This is a genomic window from Hymenobacter ruber (assembly GCF_054783255.1).
In genome coordinates this window covers 71,382-85,497 of the sequence record NZ_BAAGQX010000001.1, presented here as the reverse complement: position 1 = coordinate 85,497, position 14,116 = coordinate 71,382, and the positions used below count along the sequence as shown (strand labels likewise).

The window sequence follows — 14,116 nt, the reverse complement described above, 5'->3', positions numbered from 1 at the left end:
GGTCGCGCCGGTTGACTTTTCCCCTCGTTCATTTCTTCCGATTTCGATGACAATTGCTTTTTTCTCCGACGTGCACGGCAACCTGCCGGCCCTGGAAGCGGTGCTGGCCGACATGGAGCAACGCCGGCCCGACATGATTTTCTGCCTGGGTGATTTGGTGGGCTATGCGCCCTGGCCCAACGAAGTGGTGAACGAGGTACGCCGACGCGGCATCCCCACCCTGGCCGGCAACTACGACCAGGGTATCGGGCTGGCCAGCAGCAACTGCGGCTGCGCCTACAAAACCGACACCGAAAAGGACTTGGGTGCCCAAAGCATCGCCTACACCAACCACATCGTGGGCGATGCCGAGCGGCGCTACCTGCGCTTGCTGCCCAAGCATATGCGCCTGGAGTTTCAGGAGGAGCCCTGCACCCTGAACCTGCTGATGGTGCACGGCTCGCCCCGCAAAATCAACGAATACCTGTTTGAGGACCGGCCCGAAGCCAGCTTCGTGCGCGTGCTGGCCGAAGCCAACGCCGACATCATGCTCTTCGGCCACACCCACAAGCCCTACCACCGCACGTTTGCCTACGAGGTGGAAGGCGAAACCCGCTACCGCCACGCGCTCAACATCGGCTCGGTGGGCAAGCCCAAAGACGGCGACCCGCGCGCCGCCTACCAGCTGCTGCACCTCGACGAAAACACGAGGCTCACCGACCCAGGCAGCGTGCGCTCGGAACTGGTGCGGGTGGAATACAACGTGGAGAAAGCCGCGCAGGCGGTGGAAGCCTCGCTGCTGCCCAATGAGTACGCCGATATGCTGCGCAAGGCTTATTAATCGGAGTTAATCATGACCATTGAACCACTCAGCGAAGCCCATTGGCCGGCAGTAAAGTCCATCTACGAAGCCGGCATTGCCACCGGCAACGCCACCTTTGAAACGCAGGCCCCCGAATGGGACGCCTGGGACCGGGTGCACCTGGCGCACAGCCGCCTGGTGGCCGTCGATGAGGCCGGCGCAGTGCGGGGCTGGGCGGCGCTCTCGCCCGTGTCGAGCCGCTGCGTGTACGGCGGCGTGGCCGAAATCAGCATCTACATCGGGGCCGAGGCGCGGGGCCAGGGCGTGGGCCGGCAGCTGCTGCAGGCCCTGATTGCGGACTCGGAAGCCCACGGCATCTGGACGCTGCAGGCCGGCACCTTCGAGGAAAATGCGGCCAGCATCGGCCTGCACACGCGGGCCGGCTTTCGCGTCATCGGCCACCGCGAACGGATTGGCCAGCACCACGGCGTGTGGCGCAACACGGTGCAAATGGAGCGGCGCAGCCCTTTGGTCGGCGTCGCTTAACTCAACTGCTTACTTCTTATGACCACCCTGAACCAACCCCTGCCCGCCGCCCCGGCCCCCGCCGCGCTGGCCGAAAAGAAACTTTCGGGCCTCGACCGGGGCCTCACGCTCTGGATATTCCTGGCCATGGCCCTGGGCGTCGGCCTAGGCTACTTTGTGCCCGGCATCAACGGAGCCATCAACTACTTCTCGGTGGGCACGGTGAACGTGCCGCTGGCCATCGGCCTGATTCTGATGATGTACCCGCCGCTGGCCAAGGTGAAGTACGAGCAGCTGCCAAGGGTATTCAAAAACACGCGCATCATCGGCCTCTCGCTGTTTCTGAACTGGGTACTCGGGCCCTTGCTCATGTTTTTCCTGGCCATCTGGCTGCTGCCCGACAAGCCCGAGTACATGATGGGCCTGATTCTGATTGGCATTGCGCGGTGCATTGCCATGGTGCTGGTCTGGAACGATTTGGCCGACGGCTCCCGCGAGTACGCCGCCGGGCTGGTGGCGCTCAATTCCATCTTTCAGGTGCTGTTTTACTCGGTGCTGGCCTGGTTGTTCATCACGGTGCTGCCGCCCTACTTCGGGCTGAAAGGCTACGCGGTGAACATTGGCATCTGGGACATTGCGCAGAGCGAGCTGGTGTACCTGGGCATTCCCTTCGCGGCCGGTTTCCTCTCGCGCACCGCGCTGCGCCGCCTGAAAGGCGACGAGTGGTACGAGAAGGTGTACATCCCGGCCATCAGCCCCATTACCTTGGTGGCACTGCTACTCACCATCGTGGTCATGTTCAGCCTCAAGGGCGAAACCATCGTGCAGGTGCCGCTCGATGTGCTGCGCATTGCCCTGCCGCTGGCCCTGTACTTCGGCATCATGTTCGTGCTCAGCTTCGCGGCGGGCAAGTACCTAGGGGCCGACTACGCCGAGAATGCCAGCATTGCCTTCACGGCCACCGGCAACAACTTCGAGCTGGCCATTGCCGTGGCCATCGGCGTGTTCGGCCTGAACTCGGGCCAGGCCTTCGCGGGCGTCATCGGCCCGCTGATTGAGGTGCCGGCGCTGATTGCCCTGGTCAACCTGGCCTTCTGGTTCCGCCGCCGCTGGTACGGCGGCAAAACGGTGGCTTCAGCCGCGTAAATCTCCTCCCTGCTTTTTCCCCTGCTCATGTCTGACAAGAAAAACGTGCTGGTGCTCTGCACCGGTAACTCCTGCCGCAGCCAGCTGCTGCACGACTACCTCGAACAAGCCCTGGGCGAGCACGCCAACGTGTACAGCGCCGGTGTCGAAGTGCACGGCCTCAACCCCCGCGCCGTGCGCGTAATGGCCGAGGATGGCGTAGACATTTCTCGCCATACCAGCAACCATGTGGACGAATACACCGCCGTGCCGTTTGACTACGTAATTACCGTGTGCGACCACGCCAACGAGGTGTGCCCGGTATTTCCGTCCACTGCGAAGAAGCTGCACCACAACTTCCCCGACCCGGCCAAGGCGACCGGCAGCGAGGAAGAAATCATGGACCAGTTTCGCAGCGTGCGTGACCAGGTGAAAGCCTACGCCCACGACTTCGTGCAGGCGCAATTCCAAACTACTTAATGCCTGTCAACACTGGCCCGCTGCTTGCGCCCACCGACTTCACTACCGACGTACTGGTCATCGGAGCCGGCCAGAGCGGACTGGCCGTGGGCTATTATCTGCGGCGGGCGGGCCTCGCTTTTGAGCTGTTAGATGACCAACGCCAGCCCGGCGGGGCCTGGCCCCACGCCTGGAACTCGCTGCGGCTGTTCTCTCCGGCCGATGCCAGCTCGCTGCCGGGCTGGCTCATGCCGCGTTCAGCGGATAGCGGCTTTCCGGCCCGGGATGCCGTGATAGACTACCTCACACAGTACGAGCAGCGGTACGCGCTGCCGGTGCGGCGGCCCGTGCGCGTAGCCGCTGTGGCCCGGTCGGGGGAAGGCTTCACCGTGCAAACGGATGCCGGGACCTGGCAGGGCCGGGCGGTAGTATGCGCCACCGGCAGCTGGAGCAACCCCTTCGTGCCGGCATATCCCGGCCAGGCTGACTTTGGCGGCGTGCAGCTGCACTCGGCCCACTACCATGCGGCGGCGCCCTTTGCCGGGCAGCAGGTGCTGGTGGTGGGCGGCGGCAACTCCGGCGCGCAGGTGCTGGCCGAAGTATCGCGGGTGGCGAAAACGACCTGGGTGACGGAACGGGAGCCCCGCTTTCTGCCCGATGATGTGGACGGCCGGGTGCTGTTTTCGCAGGCCACCCAGCGCTACCACGCGCAGGGCAGCGAGGCCCCGGCCCCGCCGCCCTCCCTGGGCGACGTGGTGATGGTGCCGCCGGTGAAGGAAGCCCGGAGCCGGGGCGTGCTGGGCAGCGTGCGGCCGTTTGCGCGGTTCACCCGCACGGGCGTCGTATGGGCCGATGGGAGGGAAGAAGCCGTGGACGCGGTTATCTGGTGCACGGGCTTCCGGCCTGCCCTTGCGTTTCTGGCGGACCTGGATGTCGTGCAGCCCGATGGACGCGTGGCCACGACCGGTACGCAGGCCACCGCGCTGCCGGGCCTGTGGCTGGTGGGCTACGGCAGCTGGACCGGCTTCGCGTCGGCTACCCTCATTGGCGTGGGCCGCTCGGCCCGGGCCACCGTCGAGGAAATCCGGGCGTTTCTGGCTCCGGCAGCACCACCCGCATAGCAACCAATAAATCAACAGTTTAAAGGTCGATTAATTCAATTGGCGCCAATCGGTCAGTGTGGAATTCTTCTGCCGAGCCAGCGGTTGAGGTTACGAGAGTTTTTCCCTCTCACCTGCCCATTATGGCGACAAACAAACCAGCCGGCGACGGCCACCGCAACGGCGCTGTGCGCGACCGTTCGCAAGTTTTCAACCCCGTCACGGAGCAATACGTGAAGCGGAACACCACCAACGGCCAGTTCATGGACGTGAAGCAAGACGGCACGCCCTTCAAAGGCGTGCGAAAAGAGAAGGGAGGCAAATAGCACTACTTCTACTCTGTTTTTTCTAATAAAAAAGCGGCTCCGAACTTGGAGTCGCTTTTTTATTTTAAACTACTGCCCACCCACCGCTCATGCAGGTATCACGCCGACATCACTAGATACCCCAGTTCCTCATCAAGAATTTCGCGGATGCGGACGGATTGCTCTACTTGCTTGATAAGCAGACGGGTAGGATAGCCAAGCAGCGGCAAAGTCCGAAGGCTATATTCTTTGAGATGGACCGGAATACAGTGCTCTTTCACGGCCAGCCCAAAGACCATCTGGAAGCCCTGTATGCAGCTTTGGATGACAAGGCCGCCGCCGATTTGCAAAACGTTCTTCGCTCTCGAAAAGCTTCTCTCGAAGAAGTAGTAAGCATTGTGGCGCTGGCCAACTCGCTTAAATGGCGCATACCGGCGAGCGACCCGGAGTTTGGCCAACTGAAAGAGAAATTAAGCCTGGCCGACTTAAAAGCTGAAATCCGGCCCATCGACCAAGCTAAACCAGTGGACCAGAACGAGCTGAACCAGTTGGTGGATTCGGATGCTATCAAAGAGGCGAAGCGTATTCTATTGCCCCTGCTGCCGTTGTTTGACGAGGATAAGCTTACCGACATTCACGCCAGCTGGTTTATTCACTCGCAGCCCGATGAACGGTTTCCCTCCGTGATTGGAGACTGCCCCCTGCTGGAAAGGCCCAATACTGATTATAGCAAGCTCGAAGACTTCATCTTTCCGCTAAGCGCTACCGACACGTTTATTTACAAGCACGGGGCGCAGAAGCGGATTAAAAGCCCAATTTTTACTATCCAGAAGGACTTGGCTACCCTTCACTATTCCACGCGTTACGTTGCCTGCAAGAGCAAAACGCATTTGGAAACCATCGTAAAAATGTACGACGTGATGCAAACTCAAAATCAAATAGGACAGCTCACAAAGCACTTATTTGATTTTATTGCCTAACCCTTTCCAGATTCGCTGAGCGCGGCCTGAAACCCTGAGTAATTGTACTTCCCACGTCGCGCAATCTCTGGTATGACCGCTGCCGAGTTCGCTCAAATCAGCGAATCCAAACTGCGACGGGCGTGGCTGGCGGGGCCAAGCCGCTGAAACTCGGTGGGAGTGAGACCAGTCACCTGCCGAAACTGGCGCGAGAGGTGCGCCGGGCTGCTGTAGCCCAATTGCTGCGCCACTTCGGCAATGGGCAGCTCACCGTAGCCAATCAGCTCCTTGGCCCGCTCCACCTTCTGGCGGATGATGAATTTCTCAATGGTGAGGCCTTCGGAAGCGGAGAACAAATGGGAAAGATAGTGGTAGTCCTTGCTCAGGTGTTCCACCAAGTACGCCGAGTAGTTGAGCAGGCGCGGGCCGGGCGGCGGGTAGTGAATCAGGGCCACCAGCAAGGTTTTGATGCGGTCCACGAGCTGGTCGCGGGGGTCTTCCAGCAGCTCGAACCCGGCGTCCTGCAGGCTGGCCCGGATGGCTGACCAGTCGGGGGCCGCCCCGTCGGGAGTGGACACGTCGGCCTCTCCCAGCGCCACGCGGTGCACCGTCAGGCCCAGCGCCGTCAGCTCCTCGCGCACCACCCGGATGCACTGCGGGCACACCATGTTCTTAATCAGCAGCCGGTGCGAACCGGGCGGCGGCAGGACGTGGGCGATGCTGACGTCGGCTTTCATGGGGTGCGGCATTATTTCACCACTAAGCTACCCCGCAGCATGCCCATGCCGCAGGTGAAGCTAAATGTCCCGGCTTCTTTGGGCAGCAGCTCCACCAGCGTGGTTTTAAAGGCCGGCAGGTTGCGGCGGATGCTGAAATCCGGCATCAGCAGCTCCTCCGAACAGCTGTTTTCCTCGTCGCGGTAGAAGCTCAGCTGCACGGGCTTGCCGCGCTCCACCTCAATCACGTCGGGCGAGTAGCCACCCTTCACGGTGATGGCCACCTCCTGCACGCCGCCGGAAGTAGACACGGCGCTGGCCGTCTGGCGGGCCGAAAAAAAGAAGTACCACAGCACAAACCCAGCGAGGGCCAGGCCGGCGACGGTCACGATAATGGCGAGGGTATCCATAGCAGAGCGGAATTAATGGTTGTCGAAGGAGCGCAGGCGCAGCGAGTTGGTCAGCACCGACACCGAACTAAGGGCCATGGCCCCGGCCGCCAGCATGGGCGAGAGCAGGATGCCGAAGAAGGGGTAGAGCAACCCGGCGGCGACGGGAATGCCCAGCGTGTTGTAGACGAAGGCAAAAAACAGGTTCTGTTTGATGGTGCGGATGGTCTGGCGGCTCAGCTCGATGGCCGTCACCACCCCGTTCAGGTCGGAGCGCATGAGCGTGATGCCGGCGGCTTCCATCGCCACGTCGGTACCCGAGCCGATGGCCAGCCCGATGTCGGCCTGGGCAAGCGCCGGCGCGTCATTAATGCCGTCGCCGACCATGGCCACGATGCGGCCCTCGGCCTGCAGCTCCTTCACCTTGCAGGCTTTATCGGCGGGCAGCACCTCAGCGAAGTAGCGCGTGATGCCCACCTGCCCGGCCACCTGGGCGGCCGTTTCGGCGTTGTCGCCGGTCATCATCACCACCTCAATGCCCAGGGCCTGCAGCTTTTTGATGGCGGCGGCCGACGTATCGCGCACGGTATCGGCCACGCCCACCAGGCCCACAGCCTGGCCGGCCACGGCAATGTAAAGCACGGTTTTAGCCTGGCTCAGCAGCTGCTCGGCCTGCGCAATCAGGTCGGGCGAGAGACTCACGCTTTCGTCGGCCAGCAGTCGACGGTTGCCGATGAGCACGGCCTGGCCGCTCACGGTGGCGGCGGCCCCTTTGCCTTCCACGGCCCGGAAGCCGGTCGCCGTCAGGCTGGCCGCGCCCTGCGCCTCGGCGTGGCGCACCACGGCCTCGGCCAACGGGTGCTCGCTCTGGCGTTCCACGGCGGCCACTACTTGCAGCAGTTGGCCGGCCTCCTGGGCCGCCCCGGTAGGGCCGGGCAGCGTCCAGAAATCCGTCACGGCGGGCTCGCCGCGGGTGATGGTGCCGGTTTTATCGAGCAGCACGGTGTTTACCTGGTAAGCCTTTTCCAGCGCCTCAGCGTTGCGAATCAGTACCCCGTGCTCGGCCCCCTTGCCGGTGCTCACCATGATGGCCGTGGGCGTGGCCAGCCCTAGCGCGCACGGGCAGGCAATGATGAGCACGGCCACGAAGTTGACCAGCGCCAACGGCAGGCGGGTACCGGCCGGGGCCAAATCAAACCAGAGCACGAACGTGAGAATGGCAATGACCACCACCGTGGGCACGAAAATGGCGCTGACCTTATCGGCCAGCCGTTGAATGGGCGCGCGGCTGCCCTGGGCATCTTCCACCAGCTTCACAATCTGCGAGAGCATGGTGTCGGCCCCTACTTTGGTCACCCGAAAGCGGAAGGAGCCGGTTTTGTTGAGCGTAGCCCCGAACACCGGGTCACCGGCCTGCTTCTGCACCGGCAGGCTTTCGCCCGTGAGCATAGCCTCGTCGAGGGCTGAGCTGCCTTCGGTAATGAGGCCGTCGGTGGCCACCTTCTCGCCCGGGCGCACCACGACGATATCGCCCAGCTGCACCTGTTCGATGGGCACGTCGACTTCCGCGCCATCGGGCCGCACCACGCGCGCCGTTTTGGCTTGCAGGCCGATGAGGCTGCGCATGGCGGCCGAGGTCTGGGTTTTGGCCCGCAGCTCCAGCACCTTGCCCAGCAGAATCAGGGCAATGATGGTGGCCGTCGTGTCGTAGTACACCTCGGGCATCAGGCCCCGGCTGGTGAAAAAGCCGGGCACCACGGTAGCCGCCAGGCTGTAGAGAAAGGCCGCGCCGGTGCCCACGGCAATGAGCGTATCCATGTTGGCGGCCCGGTGCTTGAAGCCGTTCCAGGCCGACACGTAGAACTCGCGCCCGCTGTAAAGCAGCACGGGAAGCGTGAGCAGTAGCAGGGCGTAGTTAAGCCACTGCATGTTGATGCGCGCCATGATGGCCGGCCAGAGCATGAGCATGCTTAGGGGCATGATGATGACGGCCAGGCCCACGGCTACCCAGAAGCGGCGCTTGAGCTTCTGGTATGCCAGCGCCTTCTGGCGGTCGATTTCGGCGCTGCGCTCGGCGGCGCTGGTGTCGGGGGCGCGCTCCATCACGCCATAGCCGGCATTGATGACAGCATCCTTGAGCGTGGCCGGGGAAGCCTGCGTGGGTACGTAGTCCACGGTGGCCTTTTCGGTGGCAAAGTTGACCATCGCCCGCTGCACGCCCGGCGTGCGGCTGAGCGACTTCTCGACGAAGGATGCGCACGAGGCGCAGGTCATACCTTCGATGTCGAGGGTTTCGGTTTTAGTAGTCGGTTCCATAACTAGTAGGTTACGAAGTAGTTGCTGGACTTGGCTACAACGTGACAATGCCCACAAACACCATACAAAGGAACGGCAACCCCTTGGCGAAGTTGGTACTAAATACCGCCGCAGAATTGCATAATTTGTCGGCCTATACCGCAGCACCGCCATCCTGGGCAGCCTGTTTTGCCTGCCAGGCAGCGAGGCGCCATCGGGCGGAGCCCAGGTTTACTTTAACGGTCGTGGAAACGGGAATTTGCAAGCCGAAGCTCTGGCGCAGAAACTCCAGCAGCACGGTGGTTCGGGTCACAAGCAGGTACTTCCGTCGGTTGAGCGTCAGCTCTTCGGTTACAATGCCAACCAGCTTCTTTTCTAAGGCGGGGTCGAGGTGCAGGTAATTGCCCGTGTCCCAGAGGCCGCTGCCGCTGATGCCTTCCATTTTGGGGCGCTTGTGCGGCTGCGGATTGGTGGCCGACACCACGTCGCCGGTAAAGTCGAGCACGAGGTGAGTAGCCGGGTGGAGCCCGGACCGGGCGTAATCAAATTCGCCCGCCAATTGGGTTTGCAGCGGGTAGGGTGCCGTTTTCACCTGGCCATCGAAAGCCCGGGTCTTCGCCGCCGGAAAGCCAACGGACAGGTAGACGTCCGTCAGGTGCCGGGGACTCGTGGAGAGCTCCGAAAGGGTCAGGAAGTGGTAGGCTTCCTGCAGGCGGGCAAGTTGCGATTCGTCGGTCAGCTCCAGCGCGGCCAGGTCAATTTTGTCGTCCTTCCGTTTGCCCGAGGCAGGCAGAGCGGTAATGCGCAGCTCACCGGCCAGGGTGACTTCGTGCGGGGGCAGAATCACGAACGTCTCGTTACACTTGCCGGCGATGACGTGCGCTGCCGTCACCACGAAGAAGCGCCCATCCAGGGTTAGTAGCACCCCGCTGCCACAGGCGGCGATGCGGCCTTTGTGCGTGTAAAAAAATTGGATGGTCGATTTAAGGATTGCCGCGGTAGCAATGTTGAGGGGTTGAGCTTTGACTTCTTGTAAAAGCGAAGGGGGAGTAGGCGTAAAGGCCATGGGTAAAAGGGTAAAAATTAAGTTATTGGTTGGGACACCGGAGAATGAAGCCCTGAATGCCCTTCCCACTGATGAATACGTTTTCCAGCCCTGCTTTTGGAAAAGGGGCCGATTTTATTTTCGGAGCCCTACACGGTTATCAGGTAGTTAGCCGCACCGGGCTTACACAATTAAGCCGGCCGCTTGCATAATCTTGCGATTTCGTACCTGCCCTTACATTTCCTGCTACGCGGCCGAAAATGCCTACAAGTCAATCCGAATGCTGTCTATTAAAGGGCCCCAGCTGGCTGGGCATCGGCCTGGGGTACCAGCCGGTGACTTGTGACGCACCGAATGCCTTGAATCCTTCCGCGATAAGGTTTCTACCTTTGCGGCGTCCGGGTGGAGAGTTAGCTCTGCTCCGTAGCCGGGCTCCTTATTGAGGTTGGCTCGCTGCCTCAAGGGTCCCCAACCAGCTTCGGCTACTGTTGCCACGGGGAGGAGCGCAACATAGCTGACGGGAAATCTTGCACCATTCCGGAGAAATCCTGTTCATAACTTCCGGGCGGTACGCCCGTACTTTGCCTATACTCCAAACCCCGGTGGGCCCGTTCTCTGCGTGAAGCGTTTCGTCAGTCTGTTTCTGCTCTTTAGCTACTTGCTGTCCAGCCCCGGGCTGGTGTACAGCATGCACTTCTGTGGGCAGCAGCTGACGTCGGTGACGGTGGCGCAGGACGGCGATACCAACTGCTGCTGCCAGGATGCGGGCAAGCCCGCCGGGCGCTGCTGCCACGACCAGAAAGTGAGCAGCGCGCTCAAGGACATCAAGCTTTCGGCCGCCCACTTCAAGCTGCAGGCTCCGGAAGCGGTGCCCGCCCCGGCCGTGCTGCGCCTGGTGTGGCAGCTGGCGCAAGTAATCTACCCGGCCGATGAGCCGGCCGCCCAGCTGCTGGCCCACGCGGCCCCGCCGCCCGAATGCCCGGCCTACGTGCGCGGGCATGCCTTCCTAGTCTAGCCTTCCGGGTTGCTCTGCTCCCCACGCCGACCGGCGCTGGGGCTTTGGTGCGTCCAGCCCCTGGTGGCTGGACGGTCCCCGCGTCTGGGCTCTTATGCCCACCGATGTCCCTGCCTGGGTTTCCGGTTCGCTGACGCTTCTCCCTAAAGTGCTGTATTCTACATGATAGAGCAACTCATTTCCTTTTCCCTGCGGAATCGGGTGCTGGTGCTGCTGGTCGCCGCCGGGCTCCTCGTGTGGGGCGCGTTTTCGGTGCGGGCCAGCAAGATTGACGCCATCCCCGACCTGTCCGAAAACCAGGTCATTGTTTTCACCGAGTGGATGGGCCGTAGCCCGCAGATTATCGAAGACCAGGTGACCTACCCGCTGGTGACCAACCTGCAGGGGCTGGCCCAGGTGCGGGCCGTGCGCGCGGCCTCCATGTTCGGCATGAGCTTCGTGTACGTTATCTTCAATGACAACACGGACATCTACTGGGCCCGCGAGCGGGTACTGGAACGCCTCAACTACGCGCAGCGCCTGCTGCCGGCCGGCATCACGCCCACCCTCGGGCCCGACGGCACCGGCGTGGGCCACGTGCTCTGGTACACCCTGAACGCCCCTAAGCTGGACCTGGGCGAGCAGCGCGCCCTGCAGGACTGGTACGTGAAGTTCGGCCTGCAAACCGTAGCCGGCGTGAGCGAGGTGGCCAGCTTCGGCGGCTTCCAGCCCGAGTACCAGGTGACGGTGGACCCCACCAAGCTGACCTACTACAACGTGACCTTGCCGCAGGTGCTGGCGGCGGTGCGCAGCAACAACAACGAGGCCGGCGGGCGCAAGTTTGAGCAGGCCAGCGTCGGCTACATCATCAAAACCAGCGGCTACATCCAGGACGTGGCCACGCTGGAAAACGTGCCGGTGCTCACCCGCGCCGGCGGGGTGCCGCTGCGGCTCAAGGACCTGGGCACCGTGCAGATGACCGGCGAGAGCCGCCTGGGCATCTTCGACCACAACGGCGAGGGTGAGGCCGTGGGCGGCATCGTGGTGATGCGCTACGGCGAGAACGCCGACGACGTGATAACCCGCGTGAAAGCCAAGATGACGGAAGTGGCCAAGGGCCTGCCGGCGGGCGTTTCCTTTAACATCGTCTACGACCGCAGTGGGCTGATTGAGGAGTCGGTGGCCAACATCCAGCACACGCTGCTGGAAGAAATGGCCGTGGTGTCGCTGGTGGTGCTGGTGTTCCTCTTTCACTGGCGCAGCGCGCTGAGCATCCTGCTGCAAATCCCGATTACCATTGCCGCCAGCTTCATCCTGCTCAACGCCTTCGGCATCTCTTCCAACATCATGTCGCTCACCGGCATTGCCCTGGCCATCGGCGTCATCGTCGACAACGGCATCGTGATGGCCGAGAATGCTTACCGCAACCTGGCCCTGCACCAGGCGGCCGAAGAAGCCGTGGCTGCCGGGCCATCCGGTGGCCCACCCGTGCCAGTTGCTCCCATTTCCACCACTGAACCCATCCGCCATGACTAACGACGAGCGCCTCGCCATCATCGAGAAGTCCAGCCAGCAGGTCTCGCGGGGCATCTTCTTCTCCACCATCATCATCGTGGCCTCCTTCCTGCCGGTGTTTTTGCTCACCGGGCAGGAGGGCAAGCTGTTTCACCCGCTGGCCTACACCAAGACCTTCATCCTGCTCATCGACGCGGTGCTGGCCGTGACGCTGGCCCCGGTACTGCTGTCCTTTTTCATGAAGGGCAAATTCAAAACCGAAGAGCAGAACCCCATCAACCGGGGCCTGGAGCGGGTGTACGCCCCGCTCATCAACTGGTGCCTGACCTGGCGCAAGACCACCATCGCCATCAACTTGGCCCTGCTGGCCATCAGCATTCCGCTGCTGCTGAGCTTGGGCACCGAGTTTATGCCCCCACTCGACGAGGGCTCGATTCTGTTCATGCCCATCACGCAGCCCGACGTGTCGAACACGGAGGTGAAGCGCATCCTGCAGGTGCAGGACAAGATTATCAAGCAGGTGCCCGAAGTAGCCGGCGTGCTCGGCAAGGCCGGGCGGGCCAGCACGGCCACCGACAACGCCCCGCTGAGCATGATTGAAACCATCATCCAGCTCAAGCCCCGCAGCGAGTGGCGGGCCGGCATGACCAAGGCCAAGCTCATTGCCGAGCTCAACGAGAAGCTGCAGATTCCGGGCGTGGTCAACGGCTGGACGCAGCCCATCATCAACCGCATCAACATGCTGAGCACCGGCGTGCGCACCGACGTGGGCGTGAAAGTCTACGGCCAGCAGCTCGACACCATCTACCAGGTATCGCAGCGGGTACGGGCGGCGCTCACCGGCGTGCCCGGCGTGCAGGACCTCTACGTGGACCCCATCACCGGCGGCAAGTACCTGCAGATTGACATCGACCGCCCGCAGCTGGCCCGCTACGGCCTGAGCGTGGACCAAGTGAACGAAGTGGTGGAAACCGCCATCGGCGGCGCGCCCGTCGCTACTACCGTGGAAGGCCGGCGGCGCTTCAGCATCAACGTGCGCCTGGCCGAAGACTTCCGCAACAGCGTGGCCGCGCTGGGCCGCATCCCCATCCAGACCACCGCCTACGGGCCGGTGCCGCTCTCGGCGGTGGCCAGGCTGCGCTTCGTGAACGGGCCGCCGATGATTAACTCCGAGAACGCGCAGCTGCGCGGGGCGGTGCTCTTCAACGTGCGCGACCGCGACCTGGGCGGCACCGTGAAGGAAGCCATGGAGCGGGTGCAGCGCATCCAGGGCAAGCTGCCGGCCGGCTACTACCTGGAGTGGAGCGGGCAGTACGAAAACCTGATTAGCTCGCAGCGCACGCTGCTCTTCATCCTGCCCATCGTGCTTTTGGTCATCTTCGGCTGCTTGTACTTCGCCTTCCACTCGGTGCGGGAGGCCCTGCTGAGCCTGGTTACCATTCCCTTCGCCCTGATTGGCGGGGCCTACATGGTGTATTTCTACGGGGTGCACCTCTCGGTGGCGGTGGCCGTGGGCTTCATTGCCCTGTTCGGGCTGGCCGTGGAAACGGGCGTCATCATGGTCATCTACCTCAACGACGCCATGCAGCAGCTCGTGGCCGCCAAGGGCAATTCCAGCGAAACCATCAGCAAGCAGGACCTGCGCGATGCCGTGTTTCACGGGGCGGCCAAGCGGCTGCGGCCCAAGCTGATGACCGTATCGGTGGCGTTGTTCGGCCTCGTGCCGGTGCTTTGGGCCACGGGCACGGGCTCCGACGTGATGCTGCCCATCGTGCTGCCCATGATTGGCGGGGTGTTCACCTCCTCGACCCACATTCTGCTGGTCACGCCCCTGATTTTTCTCATGACCAAGGAGTACGAGCTCCGCAAGTTCGGCAAGCTCGACGTGCTGGCCGTGAAGCATTAAGC

At 62.5% G+C, this 14,116-nt stretch carries 14 protein-coding genes; 10 read left to right on the top strand and 4 right to left on the bottom strand.

What is annotated here, in order from left to right; genetic code table 11:
* Positions 1-46: 46 nt before the first annotated feature.
* From ACYVM5_RS00445 to ACYVM5_RS00415, 7 genes are all read left to right on the top strand, one after another.
* Positions 47-820, top strand: coding sequence for a metallophosphoesterase family protein (locus tag ACYVM5_RS00445; RefSeq protein ID WP_460616214.1), 774 nt, complete (start codon positions 47-49; stop codon positions 818-820).
* A gap of 12 nt (positions 821-832) precedes the next feature.
* Entirely contained in the window at positions 833-1,327 is a 495-nt protein-coding gene (locus tag ACYVM5_RS00440) for a GNAT family N-acetyltransferase (protein WP_460616213.1), read from the top strand.
* Between the two features lie 18 nt (positions 1,328-1,345).
* Positions 1,346-2,452, top strand: a complete 1,107-nt coding sequence (gene arsB, locus ACYVM5_RS00435; protein ID WP_460616212.1) for an arsenic resistance protein — start codon at positions 1,346-1,348, stop codon at positions 2,450-2,452.
* A 27-nt stretch (positions 2,453-2,479) separates the two neighbouring features.
* Positions 2,480-2,911: an arsenate reductase ArsC gene (locus tag ACYVM5_RS00430; RefSeq protein WP_460616211.1), complete on the top strand. Its 432-nt coding sequence runs from the start codon at positions 2,480-2,482 to the stop codon at positions 2,909-2,911.
* On the top strand, positions 2,911-4,011 hold the full coding sequence (locus ACYVM5_RS00425) for an ArsO family NAD(P)H-dependent flavin-containing monooxygenase (protein WP_460616210.1): 1,101 nt from the start codon (positions 2,911-2,913) through the stop codon (positions 4,009-4,011). Before ACYVM5_RS00430 ends, ACYVM5_RS00425 begins: the two co-directional genes overlap by 1 nt.
* A 122-nt stretch (positions 4,012-4,133) precedes the next feature.
* Positions 4,134-4,316: a hypothetical protein gene (locus tag ACYVM5_RS00420; RefSeq protein WP_044518383.1), complete on the top strand. Its 183-nt coding sequence runs from the start codon at positions 4,134-4,136 to the stop codon at positions 4,314-4,316.
* 116 nt (positions 4,317-4,432) lie between these two features.
* Positions 4,433-5,275: a DUF4238 domain-containing protein gene (locus ACYVM5_RS00415; protein WP_460616273.1), complete on the top strand. Its 843-nt coding sequence runs from the start codon at positions 4,433-4,435 to the stop codon at positions 5,273-5,275.
* A 92-nt stretch (positions 5,276-5,367) separates the two neighbouring features.
* On the opposite strand, the gene ACYVM5_RS00410 is transcribed toward ACYVM5_RS00415, so the two are convergent.
* The 4 genes from ACYVM5_RS00410 to ACYVM5_RS00395 form a co-directional block, all read right to left on the bottom strand.
* A complete protein-coding gene (locus ACYVM5_RS00410; protein WP_460616209.1) occupies positions 5,368-5,991 on the bottom strand; it encodes a helix-turn-helix domain-containing protein in 624 nt (207 codons plus the stop codon).
* 11 nt (positions 5,992-6,002) lie between these two features.
* Positions 6,003-6,380, bottom strand: coding sequence for a cupredoxin domain-containing protein (locus ACYVM5_RS00405; RefSeq protein ID WP_460616208.1), 378 nt, complete (start codon positions 6,378-6,380; stop codon positions 6,003-6,005).
* Between the two features lie 12 nt (positions 6,381-6,392).
* Positions 6,393-8,675, bottom strand: coding sequence for a heavy metal translocating P-type ATPase (locus ACYVM5_RS00400; RefSeq protein ID WP_460616207.1), 2,283 nt, complete (start codon positions 8,673-8,675; stop codon positions 6,393-6,395).
* Positions 8,676-8,808: 133 nt separating this feature from the next.
* Entirely contained in the window at positions 8,809-9,720 is a 912-nt protein-coding gene (locus ACYVM5_RS00395) for a serine protease family protein (RefSeq protein ID WP_460616206.1), read from the bottom strand.
* 598 nt (positions 9,721-10,318) lie between these two features.
* Here ACYVM5_RS00395 and ACYVM5_RS00390 point away from each other — a divergent pair.
* The 3 genes from ACYVM5_RS00390 (at position 10,319) to ACYVM5_RS00380 (ending at position 14,114) form a co-directional block, all read left to right on the top strand.
* Complete coding sequence (locus ACYVM5_RS00390) at positions 10,319-10,714, top strand: HYC_CC_PP family protein (RefSeq protein WP_460616205.1); 396 nt, start codon at positions 10,319-10,321, stop codon at positions 10,712-10,714.
* A gap of 162 nt (positions 10,715-10,876) precedes the next feature.
* Entirely contained in the window at positions 10,877-12,229 is a 1,353-nt protein-coding gene (locus ACYVM5_RS00385; protein WP_460616204.1) for a CusA/CzcA family heavy metal efflux RND transporter, read from the top strand.
* Positions 12,222-14,114 (top strand): efflux RND transporter permease subunit, encoded by a 1,893-nt coding sequence (locus ACYVM5_RS00380; protein WP_460616203.1) that lies wholly within the window; start codon positions 12,222-12,224, stop codon positions 14,112-14,114. The genes ACYVM5_RS00385 and ACYVM5_RS00380 overlap by 8 nt, the downstream gene beginning before the upstream one ends.
* The last annotated feature ends 2 nt before the right edge of the window (positions 14,115-14,116 follow it).

Bases quoted from the DNA above. Each gene is read 5' to 3' on its own strand.
- ACYVM5_RS00445 (WP_460616214.1), top strand. From the start codon at position 47: ATGACAATTGCTTTTTTCTCCGACGTGCACGGCAACCTGCCGGCCCTG.
- ACYVM5_RS00440 (WP_460616213.1), top strand. From the start codon at position 833: ATGACCATTGAACCACTCAGCGAAGCCCATTGGCCGGCAGTAAAGTCC.
- arsB (WP_460616212.1), top strand. From the start codon at position 1,346: ATGACCACCCTGAACCAACCCCTGCCCGCCGCCCCGGCCCCCGCCGCG.
- ACYVM5_RS00430 (WP_460616211.1), top strand. From the start codon at position 2,480: ATGTCTGACAAGAAAAACGTGCTGGTGCTCTGCACCGGTAACTCCTGC.
- ACYVM5_RS00425 (WP_460616210.1), top strand. From the start codon at position 2,911: ATGCCTGTCAACACTGGCCCGCTGCTTGCGCCCACCGACTTCACTACC.
- ACYVM5_RS00420 (WP_044518383.1), top strand. From the start codon at position 4,134: ATGGCGACAAACAAACCAGCCGGCGACGGCCACCGCAACGGCGCTGTG.
- ACYVM5_RS00410 (WP_460616209.1), bottom strand. From the start codon at position 5,991: ATGAAAGCCGACGTCAGCATCGCCCACGTCCTGCCGCCGCCCGGTTCG.
- ACYVM5_RS00405 (WP_460616208.1), bottom strand. From the start codon at position 6,380: ATGGATACCCTCGCCATTATCGTGACCGTCGCCGGCCTGGCCCTCGCT.
- ACYVM5_RS00400 (WP_460616207.1), bottom strand. From the start codon at position 8,675: ATGGAACCGACTACTAAAACCGAAACCCTCGACATCGAAGGTATGACC.
- ACYVM5_RS00395 (WP_460616206.1), bottom strand. From the start codon at position 9,720: ATGGCCTTTACGCCTACTCCCCCTTCGCTTTTACAAGAAGTCAAAGCT.
- ACYVM5_RS00385 (WP_460616204.1), top strand. From the start codon at position 10,877: ATGATAGAGCAACTCATTTCCTTTTCCCTGCGGAATCGGGTGCTGGTG.
- ACYVM5_RS00380 (WP_460616203.1), top strand. From the start codon at position 12,222: ATGACTAACGACGAGCGCCTCGCCATCATCGAGAAGTCCAGCCAGCAG.